We start from the raw sequence: 19,258 nt of genomic DNA, 5'->3' as shown, positions 1-19,258 counted from the left end.
CTTATTTAGGACGGCACAGTAACTAAAGTAAAAGGCACATTAAGAAATGTGCCTTTTTTATTTGTAATGGTTTAAATAAAAAAGGCTCCCTATGGGAGCCTTTTAAAAATAGCACGGATCTAGATTAGGAACTCATCCAGAGATTTACCTGCATCAAGTTGCTCTTGAATCGCCGAAGGTGTACGACCTTGGCCAGTCCAAGTTTTCTCATTACCGTTTGAATCTGTGTATTTGTATTTAGCAGGGCGAGGTGCGCGCTTCGCTTTGCCTTTCGTCTTAGTTTCGCCAGATAGCGCAGTAATAAGTGCTTCTACGTCAATACCGTCTTGAGCGATTTTCTCAGCAATCTCTGCAAGCTTAGCTTCTTGCTCTGCTTGTGCTGCGCGTTCTGCTTCTTCTGCTTCACGACGCTCATCTACGACAGTAGTGAGTTTATCTAGAGCTTCTTCCAATTGTTCTAGAGTCAGCTCACGAGAAAATGCACGAAGGCTACGGATATTTAGAAGGGTTTTAGTCAGCTCTGACATAACGATTCCTATTAAAAGGTTAATGTGTTGGGCACTTTTTATCGTTACGATTAAATAATGCCAATCTATAAATAAACAAAGAGTCCTTATATTTAACTTTATCTTTTCCTTATGTGCAAATGCTAAATCAAGATTTTGTTTAAATTTGACTATTTTTTAAAGCAATTAATATTATTACACTCGAAATAAATCATTATTAGATGAGAACTAAAATCAACAATCATTATTGTATAGAGAGAGTGACTGCTTGGTTTTTTATAAAAAAATTTGAGTTATTACTTAAAAATATGAAGCATCCATCTTTAATGGTGTGTCATATATCCTTAATTTATTGATATAAGATAAACCATGATATTTCTAAGGTAGTAATAATGTTTCATAAATAACATGATTGATGTGATTTCAGTTGCACAAAACTTATGGAAGTAGGTAAGGTTTATAAATTATCTCAGCCATTATTTATTTGTTTAATTTAGTTTGATGTGTTGCATTGACTCTCATCATAAGTACAATGGCTGCCACCTGATGCAATATTGCAGACAATTTGTTGTTAATTTGTACAGTTAGTGGTTAATTGTTTGTTGTTGCCGTAGAGGCGCGGTCTCGAAGAGTAGCTATTATTGGGGTGATGCCAATGAATAATAGTGGAAGGCGAAGATTGCCGAAGTAAGTAACTCATCAAAGTTACTTGCTGGGGTTGTATCTGAAAGGAACAACACTGCCATAGTATATATTCACATTAAACTATGGAGCGCTACTGTAGGGTTGGGTGGAGTGTTCGCTTCCCTGTCGCTAAGTTCAACATGAGCACGTATCGTATGCTACGTGACTTGTCTGCAGTAGATCTCTAGCCAAACTTTGGTTTTTGAAGATCATGAATTTAATAGATTTTTCTAGTTCTCCTGTTTCATTATTGCCACCTATTGTCGCTTTGACTTTGGCGATTTTGACTCGACGTGTATTAGTTTCCTTGGGTGTAGGTATCGTGCTAGGTGCGGTGCTACTTAATAGCTGGTCTATCAGCGACACCGCAGGTTACGTCAGTTCTCAAGTTTCTTCTGTCTTTATTGAAGATGGCGGAATTAACACTTGGAACATGAGTATTGTTGGCTTCCTAATCTTATTAGGTATGACAACAGCTTTATTAACGCTATCTGGCGGTACTCGTGCTTTTGCTGAATGGGCACAATCTCGAGTGAAGAGTAAACGCGGCTCCAAACTTCTTGCCGCCTTTTTAGGCGTATTCATTTTTGTCGATGATTACTTTAATAGTCTTGCTGTTGGTGCGATCTCTCGCCCAGTAACCGATCGCTTTTATGTGTCTCGCGCTAAGCTTGCGTACATTCTAGACTCAACCGCTGCTCCAATGTGTGTAATTATGCCTGCTTCTAGCTGGGGTGCTTACATTATTACTATTATTGGCGGGATCTTAGTCTCACATGGGATCACAGAGTATTCGGCTCTTGGCGCATATGTTCGTCTTATCCCAATGAACTTCTACGCCGTTTTTGCGCTGCTAATGGTGTTCGCTGTTGCGTGGTTTGGTCTTGATATTGGTAAAATGCGTGAGCATGAGATCTCTGCATCGCAAGGTCGTGGCTTTGATAAAGACAAAGAAAATGACTCGCAAGAAGCGCATGACCTAAACGAAGAGCTAGATATCCGTGAAAGTGAAAAGGGTAAAGTGTCAGATTTGATACTTCCTATCGTGACGCTGATTATCGCGACTATCGCTTCAATGCTTTACACGGGTGGCCAAGCATTGGCTGCTGATGGTAAGGAGTTTGCGCTTCTTGGTGCTTTTGAAAATACAGATGTAGGTACATCACTAATCTACGGTAGCTTGCTTGGCTTAGCAGTTGCACTGTTTACTGTTGTGAAGCAAGGTCTACCAATGGCAGAGATCGCACGTACACTTTGGATTGGTGCTAAGTCTATGTTTGGTGCGATTCTAATCTTAGTATTTGCCTGGACCATTGGTTCTGTTATCGGTGATATGAAGACTGGTACTTACCTTTCGACAATGGCGCAGGGCAACATTAACCCGCACTGGCTACCAGTTATCCTATTCTTGTTGTCTGGCCTAATGGCGTTCTCAACAGGTACTTCATGGGGTACGTTCGGTATTATGTTACCAATCGCGGGTGACATGGCTGGCGCAACAGACGTAGCGCTAATGCTACCGATGCTGAGTGCGGTTTTAGCTGGTGCGGTATTCGGTGACCATTGTTCACCAATCTCAGATACGACTATCTTGTCATCGACGGGTGCACGTTGTAACCACATTGATCACGTATCAACACAGCTACCTTATGCATTATCAGTCGCGCTTGTTTCATGCGTCGGCTTTATTGCCCTTGGTATGACTGCTTCAATTGCGTTTTCGTTCATTGCAGCGTCGATAACATTCGTTATCGTTTGCGCTATTTTGTCATGGCTTTCAAAGTCTAAAATAGCGTCTTGCCAGAGTGCGTAAGTTGTTTTGAATAGATTCGTTACAGAGGGAAGCTCCGCTAATTTAGCGGAGCTTTTTTTAACGCGACTTAGGTGAGGGGGGCAATCGCGTTTTTGGGGATAAAAGTCTCGTGTTAAGAGCGAATTGTTTGTGTACCGAGCTCTCCTTGATGGGCTGTAATGGGAAAGCAATCCATCTTCTTCTTAGTTCTAAGCAAAGACTATGCCCATTTTAAGCTTTTGATTTTTAATACAGCAAAATCCGCATGGTTGCGATGCAGAGTTAACTAAATGATATCTAAAGAGTTACCTGTTACACAGTGTTACGTTACACCTATACAGTATTTAAACATTTAAGTTGTATTTCTTTATTAATCGATAAAGCGTTGTTCTTGAAATGCCGAGGTGACGTGCAGCCGCACTCATATTGTGTTTATTTTCTTCGATAGCTTGCAATAGGTAGTCGAGATCAATTTGGTCCACAGAAGGGAGCAATTGCCTCTCATTGTTATCAAGGCCCAAGTCAGCGACGAGAAGCGTGTGATCTTCACACATGACAATTGCTCGTTGGATGACATTACGCAGTTCTCTTACGTTGCCTGGCCAACGATGTTTGAGGAGCTTGGCTTTTACCTTATCAGACATTTTTTGTACCTGACCATGAGACAGATCTGCTAGGAAGTGTTCAGATAAAATAATAATGTCTTTTCCACGCTTTCTCAGTGGAGGGATAGTTAATGGCAATATATTAAGCCGATAGAATAGATCTTCACGAAATCCTCCTTGTACGACCTCATTTTTCAAATCCACGTGGCTTGCTGCAATGACCCTACAGTCCACGTCAATGAATTTATCCGCTCCGACTTTATGGATTTGTTTACTCTCCAAAAAGTGAAGGAGGTGGATTTGTAAGTCTGGTGGCATGTCACCAATTTCATCAAGAAATAGGGTGCCTTTATGTGCCTTTTGAATAAAACCTATACGCTCTGAGATTGCGCCTGTAAATGCTCCTTTTTCATGGCCGAAAAGCTCGGATGCAATAAGACCACTTGGAATGGCTCCACAGTTGACTTCCACAAAAGGTGCAGAGTGTCTGTTCGACAATTGATGAATAAGGCGAGCGCAAAGACCTTTCCCAACACCAGTTTCACCCTGAATGAGGACTTCAGCATCACATTGAGCGTACTTTTGTATTGCAGTACGAAGTTCTTGGATACAGGCACTATTGCCGATCAACGGGTATAGTGCCGTATCGTCGAAATCTACAGCTTGTTTATTACTACCGTTACGCAGTTTCATTGTTAATCACTATTTTTTGCCCCGCTCTAATAATAGTTTTGAATGACTTGTCTCAAACGTGAGTTGTTGTCTCTTTATTGAGAAAAGTGTCAATTAATGGGTTGGGTACGGTCTAAATAGTTGTTTTGGTGAATATTCATACTATTCTTCGCTTTCTTCGTCAGAGTAGAGCTGATTGGAGGTGTTCTTTCCACCAGAGTAGTCAATATGGAAAAGAATTTAATTCCATTTAAATCAATGTCTTGTGAAAAATATTTAGAAAATATTCAATTGAGTATTGAAAAATATAGAATCCTTAGTTAGTGTGGTTACTAACAAAGCAACTCAAAAGAGCCTTAAATAAGTATGCGTAATTTTGTAATGAACATTCATCACCATCATCACCCAATCTAGTCTTTCGGGCGATGTACGCATACCCGGGAGGCAGGAAACTCCCGGAGGTAAAATCAAAGTAAAAGCAGATTTTAAACCCTCGGGAGACTTCAATCTCCCGAGGGTTTTTTAGTTTTATTAGTTTGAAAAATACTTAGATATCAAAATCTTGCATAGGGACAAAGCAATGCAAACACAACGTTTAAGAATCGCAATTCAGAAAAAAGGTCGTCTTAGCAAAGAGAGTCAAGCTCTACTAAAACAGTGCGGCGTAAAGTTCAACGTAATGGGCGAGCGTTTAGTTGTCCATTCTGAAAATATGCCAATTGATTTACTCTTGGTTCGTGACGACGACATCCCAGGTTTAATTATGGATGGCGTGGTTGACCTTGGCTTTATTGGCGAAAATGAACTAGAAGAAGTTCGCCTTGACCGCAAAGCATTAGGTGAACCCTGCGAGTTTGTTCAGCTTCGTCGACTTGATTTTGGTGGCTGTCGTTTATCTATCGCAATCGACAAGGACGAAGAGTACAACGGTCCACAAGACTTAGCTGGCAAGCGTATTGCTACAACGTATCCTCAACTTCTAAAAGCGTACATGGATGAAGCCGGCGTTCCATTCTCTACATGTATGCTGACAGGCTCTGTAGAAGTTGCTCCTCGCGCGGGTCTCGCTGATGCTATCGCTGATTTGGTTTCTACAGGTGCAACACTGGAAGCGAACGGCCTTAAAGAAGCTGAAATTATCTTCAAATCAAAAGCGACATTGATTCAACGCACAGGTGAGTTCGACGCAGACAAAGTGGCGCTAATCGAAAAGCTGTTAACTCGCATGCAAGGCGTACAACAAGCAAAAGAATCTAAGTACATTATGCTTCACGCCCCAGCAGAGAAGTTAGATCAAATTAAAGCACTACTGCCAGGTGCTGAAGATCCAACTGTTCTTCCTCTTTCTGCAGATAAGCAGAAAATGGCTGTTCACTTGGTGAGTTCTGAAAACCTGTTCTGGGAAACAATGGAACAGCTGAAAGAGTTGGGCGCAAGTTCAATTCTTGTTCTACCAATTGAAAAAATGATGGAGTAAGCATCATGAGAACAGTCGTTTGGCAATCATTAAGTGAGAATCAGCAAGACTCTATTTTGGAGCGCCCTGCTATTGCAGAAGGTGCCAATATCACCACTGCTGTGGCCGAAGTTATTGCTAAAGTTCGAGAAGAAGGTGACTCTGCTCTTATTGAGCTGACAGAAAAGTTTGACCGTGTTAAGCCTGAATCCATTCGTGTTTCTTCTCAGGAAATTAAGGCAGCGTCAGAGCGTTTGTCAGAGTCAATGAAGAGCGCACTAGAGCAAGCTTACGCCAATATTTCTAAGTTCCACAAAGCGCAAAAGCCGCAACCGATCAAGGTGGAAACCCAGCCAGGTGTCCTTTGTGAACAAGTAACACGCCCAATTCAAAAAGTGGGTTTGTACATTCCTGGTGGCAGTGCGCCTTTGCCATCGACTGTTTTGATGCTCGGCGTTCCTGCAAAAATTGCAGGTTGTCGTAAAGTCGTTCTTTGTTCTCCACCCCCAATCGCTGATGAGATCCTTTATGTCGCGAAACTGTGTGGCATTGATGAGGTGTATAACGTCGGTGGTGGCCAAGCAGTTGCTGCAATGGCTTATGGCACCGAGACTGTATCGAAAGTAGATAAGATCTTTGGTCCGGGCAACGCTTACGTGACCGAAGCAAAACGTCAGGTAAGTAATGATTTCCGTGGTGCTGCGATTGATATGCCAGCAGGGCCATCAGAAGTGCTTGTGATTGCCGATGAAACCGCAGATGCAGACTTTATCGCTGCGGATCTTTTGAGCCAAGCGGAACACGGTCCTGATTCTCAAGTGGTATTGGTGACTCCTTCTCCTGTGATTGCTGATCAAGTGACGGATGCGGTTCAACGTCAGCTTAAGGAGCTATCTCGTGCAGACATCGCAGAAAAGGCTCTGGCATCAAGCTTGATCATTATTTCCGAGTCGATGACGCAGTCAGTTTCTATTTCCAATTACTACGGTCCTGAGCACTTGATTGTTCAGACTAAGAACCCTCGTGAGCTTCTACCTCTACTTGATAATGCAGGCTCTATCTTCCTTGGGGATTGGTCGCCTGAATCTGCGGGAGATTACGCATCGGGGACTAACCACGTCCTTCCTACTTACGGTTACACACGTACTTATTCAAGCTTAGGTTTGGCGGATTTCTCTAAACGAATGACGGTTCAGGAGCTTTCTGCTGATGGTTTAAAGAACCTTGCACCAACGGTAGTCACGATGGCTGAAGCGGAAGGTCTGGACGCTCACAAACGTGCTGTTACTATCCGCGTAGAAAAATTAGCAAGTAAGTAAGAATAAGAGAGTAATGAGATGGAAAAGCTAGCGCGTAAACAAGTCCAACAGCTTACCCCTTATATGTCGGCTCGCCGAATCGGTGGTACGGGTGACGTATGGCTAAATGCCAACGAATCACCATTTAACAATGAATACAAAACAGACTTTGCTCGTCTTAATCGTTACAGCGAATGCCAACCGAAAGAACTGATTTCCGCTTACGCAGCGTATGCGGGTGTGAAACCAGAACAAACACTGACTTCTCGCGGCGCAGACGAAGGTATTGAGTTATTAATTCGTGCATTCTGTGAGCCGGGTGAAGATGCGATTCTTTACTGCCCACCAACTTACGGTATGTACGCCATCAGTGCAGAAACTATCGGTGTAGAGCGCAAAACCGTGCCGCTAACGTCAGATTGGCAACTAGACCTTGCAGGCATCGAAGCTAATCTGGATAACGTGAAACTGGTTTTTGTATGTTCGCCAAACAACCCAACGGGTAACTTGGTTAAGCGTGAGGACATTGTGTCTCTGCTTGAGATGACAAAAGACCGTGCAATCGTGGTGATGGATGAAGCGTATATCGATTTTTGTCCAGAAGCGTCAACGGTAGACCTACTGGCGCAATACCCGAATCTTGCGATTCTGCGTACTCTGTCGAAAGCTTTTGCGCTTGCAGGTCTGCGTTGTGGATTTACGCTTGCGAACGAAGAGCTTATTAATGTACTTCTTAAAGTTATCGCACCTTACCCAGTCCCAGTTCCAGTGGCAGAAATTGCGACTCAGGCGCTTTCGGAAGCTGGTTTAGCACGAGCGAAGTTTCAAGTTCTCGATTTGAATGCAAACCGTGCTTACTTGCAAGTTGGCCTTTCAATGATTCCGGGTTTGGAAGTGTTTGAAGGGTGGGGGAACTACCTATTGGTGAAATTCCCAGATGGCGATGACCTTTTCAAAGCGGCTTGGGATACGGGCATTATTTTGCGTAACTCGCCAATTGAAAATTGTGTGCGTATCAGTGTGGGTAACCGTGACGAGTGCGAAAAAACGCTTGGATTTATCAGAAACTACTACGCATAAATAGAGACAGAATTTATCGCTCTCGCTCAATAGCGGGAGCGCCAAAAGAATAGCAATAAGGAAGTTCGAGTGAGCAAACAACAAAAAATCCTTTTTATTGATCGTGATGGCACCTTAATTGTCGAGCCGCCGATTGATTTTCAAGTAGACCGTTTAGACAAACTAAAGCTAGAGCCATTTGTTATCCCAAGCCTGTTGTCGTTGCAGGATGCAGGATACCGTCTAGTGATGGTCACGAACCAAGATGGTTTGGGTACCGACAGCTACCCACAAGAAGATTTTGATGCACCACACAACATGATGATGGAGATCTTTGAATCTCAAGGTGTGAAGTTTGATGATGTGCTGATTTGTCCTCACTTTGATGAAGATAACTGCTCTTGCCGTAAGCCTAAATTGGGCTTGGTAAAAGAGTACCTTCAAGGTGGCAAAGTGGATTTCCAAAATTCTGTTGTGATTGGCGATCGTCAAACTGATCTTCAACTTGCAGAAAACATGGCAATTCGTGGCATTCAATACAACCCAGAAACCATGGGTTGGAAACAGATCCTGAAAGATCTCACGGTGAAGGCACGCGTTGCTGAAGTGGTTCGCACCACAAAAGAAACGGACATCAAAGTATTCGTTAATCTTGACGAACAAGGCGGCAATGACATCTCTACTGGTCTTGGCTTCTTCGACCACATGCTGGATCAAATTGCGACGCACGGTGGGTTCCAGATGGTGTGCAAAGTAGAAGGTGACCTGCACATTGATGATCACCACACAGTGGAAGATACCGCTCTTGCGTTAGGTCAAGCGTTGAAAGAAGCACTGGGTGACAAGCGTGGTATTGGTCGCTTTGGCTTTAGCCTTCCAATGGATGAGTGTTTGGCACAATGCGCACTAGACCTATCAGGTCGTCCTTACCTTAAGTTCGACGCGCAATTCAGCCGTGAGCAAGTGGGTGATCTTTCAACAGAGATGGTAGTTCACTTCTTCCGCTCTCTGACTGACACATTAGCATGTACGTTGCACCTTTCTTCTGCGGGCAACAATGATCACCACATCATTGAAAGTCTATTTAAAGCGTTTGGTCGTACGTTACGCCAAGCAATCAAAGTAGAAGGCACTGAGCTACCAAGTAGTAAAGGCGTGCTTTAAGGCTAACCTTAGCAAGGAGAAAAACAGTGACAGAACAGAAAGTTGTCATTATCGATACTGGCTGTGCCAACGTCTCTTCGGTGAAGTTTGCCATTGAACGCCTAGGCTATGACGTAACAATTTCAAAAGATCCACAAGTTGTGTTGTCGGCAGATAAGTTATTCCTACCGGGCGTGGGAACTGCCAGCGAAGCGATGAAGAACCTAGAAGAGCGCGATCTTATCAGCTTGGTAAAACAGGTAGAAAAGCCGCTGTTAGGTATCTGTCTAGGCATGCAACTGTTGGGCAAAGTGTCTCAAGAGAAAGGGCAGAAAGCCGACGAGTTAGTTGAGTGTCTTGGACTTTGTGATGGTGAAGTGAAGCTACTACAAACTGGCGATTTGCCGCTGCCGCATATGGGGTGGAACACGGTCTCTGCAAAAGCAGGTAATCCACTTTTCAAAGGTATTGAAGAAGGAGAGTATTTCTACTTCGTGCACAGCTTTGCGATGCCAGTTGGGGATTACACGATTGCGGAATGTGAATACGGCAACCCGTTCACAGCAGCAGTACAAAGCGGTAACTATTACGGCGTGCAATTCCACCCTGAGCGTTCTTCAAAAGCGGGCGCGAAGCTTATTCAAAACTTCTTAGAATTATAAAAGGGATTTAGTGTGATTATTCCAGCTCTTGATTTAATTGAAGGACAGGTGGTTCGCCTTTATCAAGGTGATTACGGCCAAGTAACCGAGTACAAAGTCGACCCAGCAGAGCAGTTCAACTTGTACCACCAAGCGGGTGCTAACTGGCTGCACTTGGTGGATTTAACTGGCGCGAAAGACACGACAGCACGCCAGCTTGATTTGATTGCAAAGCTACTAGCAAGTACACCAGCAAACATCCAAATCGGTGGTGGTGTGCGTACAGAGCAAGACGTTATTGATCTGTTAGAAGCCGGTGCTCAGCGTGTTGTTGTTGGTTCTACAGCAGTAAAACAGCCAGAGCTTGTGAAAGGTTGGATGGAAAAATACGGCGCAGAGAAAATCGTTCTCGCGCTAGATATCAACATCGATCAAGACGGCACACGTAAAGTGGCGATCTCTGGTTGGCAAGAAGATTCAGGCGTGACCATCGAAGCTCTAATCAACGATTACCTAACGGTAGGTTTGCAGCACGTGCTTTGTACGGACATTTCTCGTGACGGTACGCTAGAAGGCTCAAACGTAGAGCTTTACGTTGACCTATGCAAACAGTACCCACAAGTGCAGTTTCAATCTTCAGGTGGCATTGGCTCATTAGCAGATATCGAAGCGCTAAAAGGCAGCGGTGTGGCTGGCGTGATTGTTGGTCGTGCGCTGTTAGATGGTAAGTTCACAGCAGAGGAGGCGTTTGCATGTTGGCAAAGCGAATAATTCCATGTCTTGATGTACGTGATGGACAAGTGGTCAAGGGCGTCCAGTTCCGTAACCATGAAATCATTGGCGACATCGTTCCTCTGGCACAGCGTTATGCGGAAGAGGGCGCTGACGAGCTCGTGTTCTACGATATTACCGCTTCAAGTGATGGTCGTGTCGTCGATAAAAGTTGGGTCGCTCGTGTTGCAGAAGTGATTGATATTCCTTTCTGTGTGGCTGGTGGTATTAAATCAGCGGAAGACGCAGCGCGCATTCTTGAGTTTGGTGCAGACAAAGTGTCTATCAACTCACCTGCATTGGCGAACCCGCAATTGATTACTGACCTTGCTGATAAGTTTGGTGTGCAATGTATCGTCGTTGGTATCGATTCATACTACGACAAAGAGACTGGTAAGTATCAGGTTTACCAGTTTACAGGTGATGAAGAACGCACCAAAGCAACCCAATGGGAAACGCGTGATTGGGTGCAAGAAGTACAAAAACGCGGCGCTGGTGAAATCGTTCTGAACATGATGAACCAAGACGGCGTGCGTAACGGCTACGATATTGAACAACTTAATATGGTGCGTGAAGTGTGTAACGTGCCATTGATTGCATCGGGTGGTGCAGGTGCCATGGAGCACTTCGCAGAAGCCTACCAAAAAGCAAATGTGGATGGCGCGCTTGCCGCATCGGTATTCCACAAGCGAGTCATCAATATTGGTGAACTAAAGCAGTATTTGAAACAACAAGGCATTGAGGTACGACTATGAGTGTGAAAGCCGCCGAAGTAAGTTCGCTAGCTGAGCGAATCAACTGGGAAAAGGTGGATGGTCTGGTACCTGCCATCGTACAAGATTTCCAATCAAGCCAAGTGCTGATGATGGGTTACATGAACCAAGATGCGTTGGCAAAAACGGGCGAAACAGGTCAAGTGACGTTCTTCTCTCGTACCAAGCAGCGTCTTTGGACGAAGGGTGAGACCTCCGGCAACGTATTGCAGCTAGTGAACATGCAGCTCGATTGCGACAACGATACGCTACTGGTGAAAGTGAATCCCATTGGTCCTACGTGTCACTTGGGTAACACAACTTGCTGGGATGTGGACCCTCAAGAGGAGTCACAAATGGTGTGGCTTCATCAACTTGAGCAGCTATTGGCTGCCCGCAAGAGTGCCGACCCAGATTCCTCTTATACTGCCAGTCTTTACGCCCGTGGCACCAAGCGTATTTCGCAAAAAGTGGGCGAAGAAGGCGTTGAAGTCGCGCTTGCGGCGACGTCGGGCGATAAGGCGGAGTTAGTGTGTGAATCTGCAGATCTGATTTACCACTTACTGGTATTGCTTCAAGACCAAGGCTTATCGATTAATGACGTAGTGAACAAACTGAAAGAGCGTCATAAATAAACCTGCTATAGATAAATGAAAGCCCCTATGCTCTCGAGCCTAGGGGCTTTTTTAATTTAGTGTTCTTGATTCGGGGTAAAAACCGGCAACAGTGCTAGTAGCGATTAGATTCTGAATCACACTCGTTCCTCGCTGTTCAGAATGACGGTATATTTTCTAATGGTGCTTGCAGTAGAGTTATTTACTTCAAACAGGTACATATATTCACGTCACTCCAACGAGCCTAGGCGAGATCAGGAATTTCATTAAAGAGAGCTCAATAAGCTAGGAGTGGATGATCTTACCCACAACACTTCTTAAATTTCTTACCGCTTCCACAGATACACGGGTCGTTACGACCTACTTTTAGGCTACTTACTGGCTGGTTTAAGCGTGGATCTTGTTCTGGCTCTTCTTCAGGAAATGTGCCGTCAATGTAGTACCAAAGCCCATTTTCTTTTACAAAGCGAGAACGCTCTGTCATACAGTAGCGCTTGCCGTCTTCATCAAAATAAGCGCTAAATTCGACAAAGCCTTCATTGTCATTACTGCCAGCTTCTGTTTTTACAACTTCAAGTTTGCACCAATCGCTGTCGATAGATTGGGCAATGCCTTCACGTTGCTCTTCTGCATTACAGCTTGGGTGGTACGTGTTCACCACGTAATCTACTAGACCTAACACATGCGCACTGTAACGAGAGCGCATTAACTGCTCCGGAGTGGTAACGTAAGCATGGTTATTGTGGGCAATTTCACAACACTGTTGGTAGGTGCGGTTAGATCCGCAAGGGCAAGAAGAAGCCATAAAATGAAATCTCGATTAATTAAGCGGTAAAAACAAACAACCCCACAATTGCGAGGCTGGAGGTGAGGCATTATAGCGATTTAGGGCGTTTGAGACAGCAGTTCTTGAGCCCATTCCGTCGATTGATTAAAAGCGTCCGCTAATTGAGGTTCGGTTAATTTAAGAACGGTGCAATATCGCTCGGCTAACTCCCAGTCCGCTTGTTCATAGGCGATTGTCATCGAAAGTAAGTGACCAAGTACGCCTTTTCGACTGGTTAATGCGAGTTTTATATCTTCGTCAACGGGGATATCTTCAATGACATCCGAGAGCGGTTGATCGAGCAAAGATCCGAGTAAAGAAAACATGCCTGTCAAAAAAGCCTGCCCAGGGTCATACCTAGTGTTCATTTGACTAAGTAACAGTTCACACATTCGTGCACGCTGAATCGCTAAAGAGTAAAGAGAGTCAGGTTTATCTTCTTGAACGGACGCAATTGCAACTAAGGAAATAAAGCGTCGTAGTCGCTCTTCACCCAGATAAATAAGCGCCTGTCTGAACGACTTAATCTTGGTCGTTAATGTATATCCTGAATTTACGTAAGTAAGCAACTTGTATGACAGCGTCACATCAATTGAAAACAGACGTTCAACCTCATTGAAGTCGATGGGCTTATCTGCAATCTCTTTACAAAGCTGGATGACGGTAAGAAACGCGGGGTTCAACCGTTTTTTCTGGATCATCTCAGGTTTGCTAAAAAAATACCCTTGAAAATAGTTAAAACCGGCTTCTAGAGCTTGCTCAAACTCTTCATAGGTCTCTACCTTTTCCGCAAGAAAGTCGATTTTAAATGGGCTCAACGCCTGAATAAAAATGGCAGCTTTCTTGATCGGCACAAGTCTAATATCAAACTTGATCATGGAAACGTATGGAAGAAAACGCTTCCAAGCTTTCGTCGGAACAAAATCATCCAGAGCAATTTTGTATCCGCACTCATGAAGGTGCTTGATGGCTTCTAACAGTTCTTCTGTCGGTTCGCAGTCTTCAAGGACTTCAATGACGAGAGATTCTTTAGGGAACAAAGTTGGGACCAAGTTCACCAAGCTTTGATGCGGAAAGTTAACAAAGCCAAGTTTGTTTCCTAATGTGTTGTAATGCGTCGACAAAAAATGATCGGATAGCAGTCGACTAGTAGCCAGCTCTGGTTCTACTTCAGGGAAGGTATTTTTAGGGCCGTCTCGAAAGAGGAGTTCGTAACCTATGGTTCGTTTTTCTCTATCCAGAATCGGTTGGCGAGCTACGTAAGAATACTTCAATTAGGTACTTCGTTCTGTTTAACTTAGTATTATGATAATAGCGATTTTTTACAAAATATCTACGACTTGAGCGTGAATCTTCTACACGCTCTACATGCTTAACGCAAATTCTGTATGAACGGTCTCGTTTGTAGGTCAAAACTATCAGAATTTACTTTTAAAACTGAGCCTTGCGTATACCAATCCCCTAAAACAATTCGGGTCTTTTTAACGCCATCGACGTCAAAAAAATGTGTGTTCGGGCGATGTGTGTGACCATGAATCATTAAGTTGACGCAGTTCTGAGACATCACTTTCTCGACCTCATTTTGGTTGACGTCCATGATATCTAATGACTTGCTCATTTTATCATCACGAATATCGGATTGAACTTTTGAGACAATTTTCTTCTTAATGAACCAAGGAATACGGTTAAACAACCATTGTAGCCATGGTTTGTGAACGGTTTTTCTAAACTCTTGATATTTCACATCGTCAATACAGAGCGTATCGCCATGTAGGATTACGGCTTTTTGACCATAAAGATCAATCGTGCAGACATCGTCGAGTAATGTCATACCGGTTTCTTTGCAAAAGCGTTTGCCGAGTAAAAAATCTCGATTGCCTTGGATGAAAAAAGTTGGCACACCCGCATCCGTCAGTGCTTTAAATTCTGCACGGATTTGGTCTGCAAAAGGGGTGTTGTCATCGTCACCAATCCAGAATTCAAACAGATCGCCGAGTACATAAAGTGCATCAGCTTTTGTTGCTTCTGTTCGCATGAACGTCACAAAACATTCCGTGATATCAGGACGTGATGGGGTAAGGTGAAGATCGGAAATAAATAATGTCGTCATAGAAATAAGGGGAAGCTATGCCTCCCCATTAACTTATCTTTTAAAAATAATTCCTAAGAATTACTCTTCAATTGTTGTACCAGTGATTACTACGTCTTCTAGAGGTACGTCTTGGTGCATGCCGTAAGAACCAGTGCTAACGCCTTTGATCTTATTTACGATGTCCATGCCTTCGATTACTTCACCGAACACACAGTAACCCCAACCGTCTAGGCTTTCGCTACGGAAGTCTAGGAATGTGTTGTTGTTTACGTTGATGAAGAACTGAGAGCTTGCTGAATGCGGCTCCATAGTACGTGCCATAGCAAGTGTACCCACTTTGTTGCTAAGACCGTTGTTTGCTTCGTTCTTGATAGGTGCACGAGTCGCTTTTTCACGTAGACCAGACTCCATACCACCACCTTGGATCATGAAGCCGTCAATAACACGGTGGAAAAGCGTGTTGTCGTAGAAACCGTCGCGGCAGTACTGAAGGAAGTTTGCGCTTGTCTCTGGCGCTTTCTCTTCGTTTAGTTGAATCTTGATGTCACCAAAATTAGTGTGAAGGGTGATCATGCTACTTTCCTTTACTGTGTTGTGTTGAGCCCGAGATTCTAGCCTAAGTTCTAGTGCTTTAAAAACTCAGGAAGAGGAAATTCTTCGTTTTGTGCTTGAAGTTTAGTCGATTATCGTTTTATCGGTTAATTGCTATTACCTAACTAGGTTGGAGTTGATATACTCATCTTCTTTTATTCATTCACAATCATAGATAGAGATCATGTTAAAGATATATAACACACTCACAAGACAGAAAGAGGAATTCAAACCAATTACAGCTGGCAAAGTCGGTATGTATGTCTGTGGAGTTACCATCTACGATCTCTGTCACATTGGTCACGGTCGTACTTTCGTCTCTTTTGACGTTGTATCACGTTACCTTCGCTACTTGGGCTACGATCTGACGTTTGTACGTAACATCACAGATATCGACGATAAGATCATCAAACGTGCCGCAGAAAATGGTGAGTCTTGCGATTCATTGACTGAGCGTTTGATTGGTGAAATGCACGCTGATTTTGATGCGCTGAACATGAAACGTCCGGACGTTGAACCTCGTGCGACACAGTTTATTGCTGAAATCATCGAATTGGTTGAGAAGCTAATCGAGCGCGGTTTTGCATACGTTGCAGATAACGGTGACGTAATGTTTGAAGTAGGTAAATTCAACGAATACGGCAAGCTTTCTAAGCAAGACCTTGATCAGCTTCAAGCTGGCGCGCGCGTTGATATCGAAACAGCAAAACGCAGCCCTCTAGACTTTGTACTTTGGAAGATGTCAAAGCCGGGTGAACCAACGTGGGAGTCACCATGGGGTCCAGGTCGTCCAGGCTGGCACATTGAATGTTCTGCTATGAACTCTTCAATCCTAGGTAACCACTTCGACATTCACGGCGGTGGTTCTGACCTTCAGTTCCCACACCATGAAAATGAAATCGCGCAATCATGCTGTGCACACGATACACAATACGTGAACACATGGATGCACAGCGGCATGGTAATGGTAGACCGTGAGAAGATGTCTAAATCTCTAGGTAACTTCTTTACTATCCGTGACGTTCTTGGTCACTACGATGCTGAAACAGTGCGTTACTTCCTAATGTCTGGTCACTACCGTAGCCAGTTAAACTACAGCGAAGATAACCTAAACCAAGCACGTGCTTCGCTTGAGCGCCTGTACACATCTCTACGTGGTTTAGACCTAAACGCGGCGCCTGCTGGTGGTGAAGAATACGTATCTCGCTTCACTGCAGCGATGAACGATGACTTCAACACACCAGAAGCTTACTCAGTACTGTTCGACATGGCGCGAGAAGTTAACCGTCTGAAGACAGAAAACCTAGAGAAAGCGAGCGAACTCGGTGCGCTAATGCGTGAACTAGCTGACGTGATCGGTATTCTTCACCAAGATCCTGAAGCCTTCCTAAAAGGTGATGCGGGTAACGATGATGAAGTGGCTGAAATTGAAGCTCTGATCAAGCTGCGTAACGACTCTCGTGCTGCGAAAGATTGGGCGAATGCAGATATGGCTCGTGACAAGCTGACCGAAATGGGCATTGTTCTGGAAGATGGTCCAGAAGGCACAACGTGGCGTCGTAAGTAATTGAATTTTCATTTTTAAAGGGCTGATAATTCAGCCCTTTTATTTTCCATTTCCATAAATTAAAACTTTAACTTTAGGTAATGCTCTGTGGCTCAGATGTATTTCTATTACTCAGCAATGAATGCGGGTAAATCAACAACGCTTCTTCAATCCTCTTTCAACTATCAAGAACGCGGCATGACGCCAGTTATTTTTACGGCTGCGCTAGATGATCGTTTTGGTGTCGGTAAAGTGAGCTCTCGTATTGGTCTTCAATCTGACGCACATTTATTTCGTCAGGATACCAATTTGTATCAAGAGATCGCAGATCTGAATGAGGTTGAAAAACGTCACTGTATTCTTGTTGATGAGTGTCAGTTCTTGTCGAAAGAACAAGTTTATCAACTTACTGAAGTCGTTGATAAGTTGCATATTCCAGTATTGTGTTACGGCCTTCGCACCGATTTTCTAGGCGAACTTTTTGAAGGCAGTAAGTATCTATTATCTTGGGCAGACAAGCTGGTTGAGCTCAAAACAATCTGCCATTGCGGCCGCAAAGCGAATATGGTTATTCGTACCGATGAACACGGCGTGGCAATTAAAGAAGGCGATCAAGTTGCGATCGGCGGTAACGATAAGTATGTCTCCGTATGCCGCCAACATTACAAAGAAGCGCTCGGTAAATAAGCCGTATTGATACAGAAAAGCCACCGAACTTGGTGGCTTTTTGTTGTCGGTTAGAAAAAGTTAGACTAAGTCAAAACCAAACCGCTCGAGTAAAACCTGGTAAGAAGATTCGACTTGCTGAGGGATGTTCTGCTCGGTTTGAAATCCTTTCTCTGGATAGCTTTTTACGCGAGAGAAATCTTCCATTAGTGCTTCTAGCACCATCATTAATGGCATGTCTTCATTAATGTATTCAAAAAATGGAAGAGCCGCAGAGCTTACTTGGAGCTGAGTGTAGGGTGACTGCCACTGTTTTTCAAATGTCGCGATTGCTCTACGCTCCATAAACGGTTTTTGTACCAGAATAAACGAGGAACACTGTTTTCCTTCCTCTTTTAATCGTTGCTCAGTAAAGCGAACATTTTCTCCACTGTTTGTGGATTCAGTTTCGAGCAAAATTGCTTCACTTGGAACGCCCGACAACTTTGCAATCTCGGCAAAGGTTTCTGCCTCGCTTTTTTCAAACAGTCCATCTGTGAAGCGACCTTCACCCCCTGAAAATACAATCAAAGGTGCCAACTTTTGGTGGTAGAGCTTGGCAGCGTGCTCCGCTACACGCACATCATTACTGCACATCACAAACAAACAGTCCGCAGGCTTCAGTTCATGTTTAAGTTGCATGTAATCCCAAAGCGTTTCTATATGTCTATAGAGTCTCATAGCGCATCCAAAGTTGAATTGAAGTGAAATCGATAACCAAGTGAGAGTAGTTTGTCAGCAAGAATACGCTTGTCAGCTTGCTCTGTGACGGGTGGAAGAGGTATCTCACTTCCGATTTTGTTTATGGCAGCTTGGTAGAACTCAGCCTTGCTGACAGTATGAGGTGTCGTAACATTAATGACTTGGTTGCTTAAATTGCCTAAGGCAAATTTCGCAGCCGAGACAGCATCATCTTGATGAAGCATATTAGCTGGTGCTTTACGACTAACTTGTTGAAGCCTTGCTGCAAAGCGAGATGGGTGTCTATCTGGCCCGATTAATCCGCTACAACGTAGAATAACAAAGCTAATATTCGAGTCGATAACATGCTGCTCTGCTTGAAGCATAATACGTGCATTGTCAGAGAAATAAGGGCTTTCGGCTGCTAAAGAGATTGACGCGTCAGCTTCTTCCATATCGGAAGCAAGGTTAGGGTAAACCGTTGTAGAGCTGATCATGAGAAGTTTTTCAACGTTGTTTTGCTTAGCTGCGTTGGCAAGTATTTGCCATTGCTGTGCATATTCTTGACCGCGTCCTTTACGAAATCCTGGAGGAAAAGCACCGATAACGTGCGTAATTTGATGCTGTTTGAGCAGCTCATCTAGCCGTGCTGTGGCGTTCAATTGATTGAAATCGAACAATGCGGAGTGAGTTAATGAGGTGGGTAACTCTTTTAATCGAGTTTGGCTACGACGAGTGACGACAACATAGTGTCCATCTTTCATCAATGTTTCTGCTAGCGGAGTTCCGAGCCAGCCTGCACCTACGATCAATGTATTTGCCAT

Annotated in this window: 19 protein-coding genes, 1 riboswitch and 1 other annotated feature; of the genes, 11 read left to right on the top strand and 8 right to left on the bottom strand. The window is 43.9% G+C overall.

The genetic code is table 11. The features are described from left to right. Window positions 1-119: 119 nt before the first annotated feature. On the bottom strand, window positions 120-527 hold the full coding sequence (locus tag KI742_RS19260) for an H-NS family nucleoid-associated regulatory protein (RefSeq protein WP_005378185.1): 408 nt from the start codon (window positions 525-527) through the stop codon (window positions 120-122). A gap of 582 nt (window positions 528-1,109) precedes the next feature. Next, a riboswitch (Lysine riboswitch) is annotated at window positions 1,110-1,292 on the top strand. A gap of 109 nt (window positions 1,293-1,401) precedes the next feature. Here KI742_RS19260 and tet(35) point away from each other — a divergent pair. After that, window positions 1,402-3,003 (top strand): tetracycline efflux Na+/H+ antiporter family transporter Tet(35), encoded by a 1,602-nt coding sequence (tet(35), locus tag KI742_RS19255; RefSeq protein ID WP_005378182.1) that lies wholly within the window; start codon window positions 1,402-1,404, stop codon window positions 3,001-3,003. Window positions 3,004-3,326: 323 nt separating this feature from the next. On the opposite strand, the gene KI742_RS19250 is transcribed toward tet(35), so the two are convergent. Then, window positions 3,327-4,280 (bottom strand): sigma-54-dependent Fis family transcriptional regulator, encoded by a 954-nt coding sequence (locus KI742_RS19250; protein WP_005388056.1) that lies wholly within the window; start codon window positions 4,278-4,280, stop codon window positions 3,327-3,329. Window positions 4,281-4,648: 368 nt separating this feature from the next. Continuing rightward, window positions 4,649-4,786 (top strand) — a sequence feature (His leader region). A gap of 53 nt (window positions 4,787-4,839) precedes the next feature. On the opposite strand from KI742_RS19250, the gene hisG reads away from it, so the two are divergent. From hisG to hisIE, 8 genes are all read left to right on the top strand, one after another. After that, entirely contained in the window at window positions 4,840-5,736 is an 897-nt protein-coding gene (hisG, locus tag KI742_RS19245) for an ATP phosphoribosyltransferase (RefSeq protein ID WP_005378180.1), read from the top strand. A 5-nt stretch (window positions 5,737-5,741) separates the two neighbouring features. Beyond that, window positions 5,742-7,034, top strand: coding sequence for a histidinol dehydrogenase (hisD, locus tag KI742_RS19240; RefSeq protein ID WP_033905089.1), 1,293 nt, complete (start codon window positions 5,742-5,744; stop codon window positions 7,032-7,034). A gap of 18 nt (window positions 7,035-7,052) precedes the next feature. Then, on the top strand, window positions 7,053-8,093 hold the full coding sequence (hisC, locus tag KI742_RS19235) for a histidinol-phosphate transaminase (protein ID WP_017634689.1): 1,041 nt from the start codon (window positions 7,053-7,055) through the stop codon (window positions 8,091-8,093). Between the two features lie 69 nt (window positions 8,094-8,162). Beyond that, entirely contained in the window at window positions 8,163-9,236 is a 1,074-nt protein-coding gene (gene hisB, locus KI742_RS19230; protein WP_033905090.1) for a bifunctional histidinol-phosphatase/imidazoleglycerol-phosphate dehydratase HisB, read from the top strand. A 26-nt stretch (window positions 9,237-9,262) separates the two neighbouring features. Then, window positions 9,263-9,877, top strand: coding sequence for an imidazole glycerol phosphate synthase subunit HisH (gene hisH / locus KI742_RS19225; protein ID WP_005389830.1), 615 nt, complete (start codon window positions 9,263-9,265; stop codon window positions 9,875-9,877). 12 nt (window positions 9,878-9,889) lie between these two features. Beyond that, window positions 9,890-10,627, top strand: a complete 738-nt coding sequence (gene hisA / locus KI742_RS19220) for a 1-(5-phosphoribosyl)-5-[(5-phosphoribosylamino)methylideneamino]imidazole-4-carboxamide isomerase (protein ID WP_005390889.1) — start codon at window positions 9,890-9,892, stop codon at window positions 10,625-10,627. Then, window positions 10,609-11,382 (top strand): imidazole glycerol phosphate synthase subunit HisF, encoded by a 774-nt coding sequence (gene hisF, locus KI742_RS19215; RefSeq protein WP_258664206.1) that lies wholly within the window; start codon window positions 10,609-10,611, stop codon window positions 11,380-11,382. The genes hisA and hisF overlap by 19 nt, the downstream gene beginning before the upstream one ends. Beyond that, the gene (hisIE, locus tag KI742_RS19210) at window positions 11,379-12,014 is read left to right on the top strand and encodes a bifunctional phosphoribosyl-AMP cyclohydrolase/phosphoribosyl-ATP diphosphatase HisIE (protein WP_213901071.1); all 636 of its coding nucleotides are present in this window, start codon (window positions 11,379-11,381) and stop codon (window positions 12,012-12,014) included. Before hisF ends, hisIE begins: the two co-directional genes overlap by 4 nt. A gap of 280 nt (window positions 12,015-12,294) precedes the next feature. Here the strand turns inward: hisIE and KI742_RS19205 are convergent, their stop codons facing one another. The 4 genes from KI742_RS19205 to KI742_RS19190 all read right to left on the bottom strand — a co-directional run bounded on the left by KI742_RS19205 (window position 12,295) and on the right by KI742_RS19190 (window position 15,484). Beyond that, the gene (locus tag KI742_RS19205) at window positions 12,295-12,798 is read right to left on the bottom strand and encodes a YchJ family protein (protein ID WP_285386245.1); all 504 of its coding nucleotides are present in this window, start codon (window positions 12,796-12,798) and stop codon (window positions 12,295-12,297) included. A gap of 80 nt (window positions 12,799-12,878) precedes the next feature. Next, on the bottom strand, window positions 12,879-14,093 hold the full coding sequence (locus KI742_RS19200; RefSeq protein WP_005378158.1) for an EAL and HDOD domain-containing protein: 1,215 nt from the start codon (window positions 14,091-14,093) through the stop codon (window positions 12,879-12,881). A 98-nt stretch (window positions 14,094-14,191) separates the two neighbouring features. Further along, on the bottom strand, window positions 14,192-14,929 hold the full coding sequence (gene lpxH / locus KI742_RS19195) for a UDP-2,3-diacylglucosamine diphosphatase (protein ID WP_005389817.1): 738 nt from the start codon (window positions 14,927-14,929) through the stop codon (window positions 14,192-14,194). Window positions 14,930-14,989: 60 nt separating this feature from the next. After that, on the bottom strand, window positions 14,990-15,484 hold the full coding sequence (locus KI742_RS19190; RefSeq protein ID WP_005378156.1) for a peptidylprolyl isomerase: 495 nt from the start codon (window positions 15,482-15,484) through the stop codon (window positions 14,990-14,992). Between the two features lie 202 nt (window positions 15,485-15,686). Here KI742_RS19190 and cysS point away from each other — a divergent pair, with 202 nt between their 5' ends. Both cysS and KI742_RS19180 read left to right on the top strand, forming a co-directional pair. Continuing rightward, window positions 15,687-17,069, top strand: coding sequence for a cysteine--tRNA ligase (cysS, locus tag KI742_RS19185; protein ID WP_005378155.1), 1,383 nt, complete (start codon window positions 15,687-15,689; stop codon window positions 17,067-17,069). An 87-nt stretch (window positions 17,070-17,156) separates the two neighbouring features. After that, entirely contained in the window at window positions 17,157-17,735 is a 579-nt protein-coding gene (locus KI742_RS19180; protein WP_042522050.1) for a thymidine kinase, read from the top strand. A gap of 60 nt (window positions 17,736-17,795) precedes the next feature. Here KI742_RS19180 and KI742_RS19175 read toward each other — a convergent pair whose 3' ends face one another. Both KI742_RS19175 and KI742_RS19170 read right to left on the bottom strand, forming a co-directional pair. Next, window positions 17,796-18,434 carry a YdcF family protein gene (locus tag KI742_RS19175; protein ID WP_137281858.1) on the bottom strand — a complete coding sequence of 213 codons (639 nt, stop codon included), beginning with the start codon at window positions 18,432-18,434 and terminating at the stop codon, window positions 17,796-17,798. Then, window positions 18,431-19,258: an NAD-dependent epimerase/dehydratase family protein gene (locus tag KI742_RS19170; protein WP_017634682.1), complete on the bottom strand. Its 828-nt coding sequence runs from the start codon at window positions 19,256-19,258 to the stop codon at window positions 18,431-18,433. Before KI742_RS19170 ends, KI742_RS19175 begins: the two co-directional genes overlap by 4 nt.

The sequence above is a fragment of the Vibrio sp. D417a genome (assembly GCF_030248595.1).
Lineage (GTDB): Bacteria > Pseudomonadota > Gammaproteobacteria > Enterobacterales > Vibrionaceae > Vibrio > Vibrio alginolyticus.
The sequence above is the reverse complement of the archived record's forward strand: the minus strand, read 5'-3'. Positions and strand labels throughout refer to the sequence as shown.

Bases quoted from the DNA above. Each gene is read 5' to 3' on its own strand.
- KI742_RS19260 (WP_005378185.1), bottom strand. From the start codon at position 527: ATGTCAGAGCTGACTAAAACCCTTCTAAATATCCGTAGCCTTCGTGCA.
- KI742_RS19250 (WP_005388056.1), bottom strand. From the start codon at position 4,280: ATGAAACTGCGTAACGGTAGTAATAAACAAGCTGTAGATTTCGACGAT.
- hisG (WP_005378180.1), top strand. From the start codon at position 4,840: ATGCAAACACAACGTTTAAGAATCGCAATTCAGAAAAAAGGTCGTCTT.
- hisD (WP_033905089.1), top strand. From the start codon at position 5,742: ATGAGAACAGTCGTTTGGCAATCATTAAGTGAGAATCAGCAAGACTCT.
- hisC (WP_017634689.1), top strand. From the start codon at position 7,053: ATGGAAAAGCTAGCGCGTAAACAAGTCCAACAGCTTACCCCTTATATG.
- hisF (WP_258664206.1), top strand. From the start codon at position 10,609: ATGTTGGCAAAGCGAATAATTCCATGTCTTGATGTACGTGATGGACAA.
- hisIE (WP_213901071.1), top strand. From the start codon at position 11,379: ATGAGTGTGAAAGCCGCCGAAGTAAGTTCGCTAGCTGAGCGAATCAAC.
- KI742_RS19205 (WP_285386245.1), bottom strand. From the start codon at position 12,798: ATGGCTTCTTCTTGCCCTTGCGGATCTAACCGCACCTACCAACAGTGT.
- lpxH (WP_005389817.1), bottom strand. From the start codon at position 14,929: ATGACGACATTATTTATTTCCGATCTTCACCTTACCCCATCACGTCCT.
- KI742_RS19190 (WP_005378156.1), bottom strand. From the start codon at position 15,484: ATGATCACCCTTCACACTAATTTTGGTGACATCAAGATTCAACTAAAC.
- cysS (WP_005378155.1), top strand. From the start codon at position 15,687: ATGTTAAAGATATATAACACACTCACAAGACAGAAAGAGGAATTCAAA.
- KI742_RS19175 (WP_137281858.1), bottom strand. From the start codon at position 18,434: ATGAGACTCTATAGACATATAGAAACGCTTTGGGATTACATGCAACTT.
- KI742_RS19170 (WP_017634682.1), bottom strand. From the start codon at position 19,258: ATGGCAAATACATTGATCGTAGGTGCAGGCTGGCTCGGAACTCCGCTA.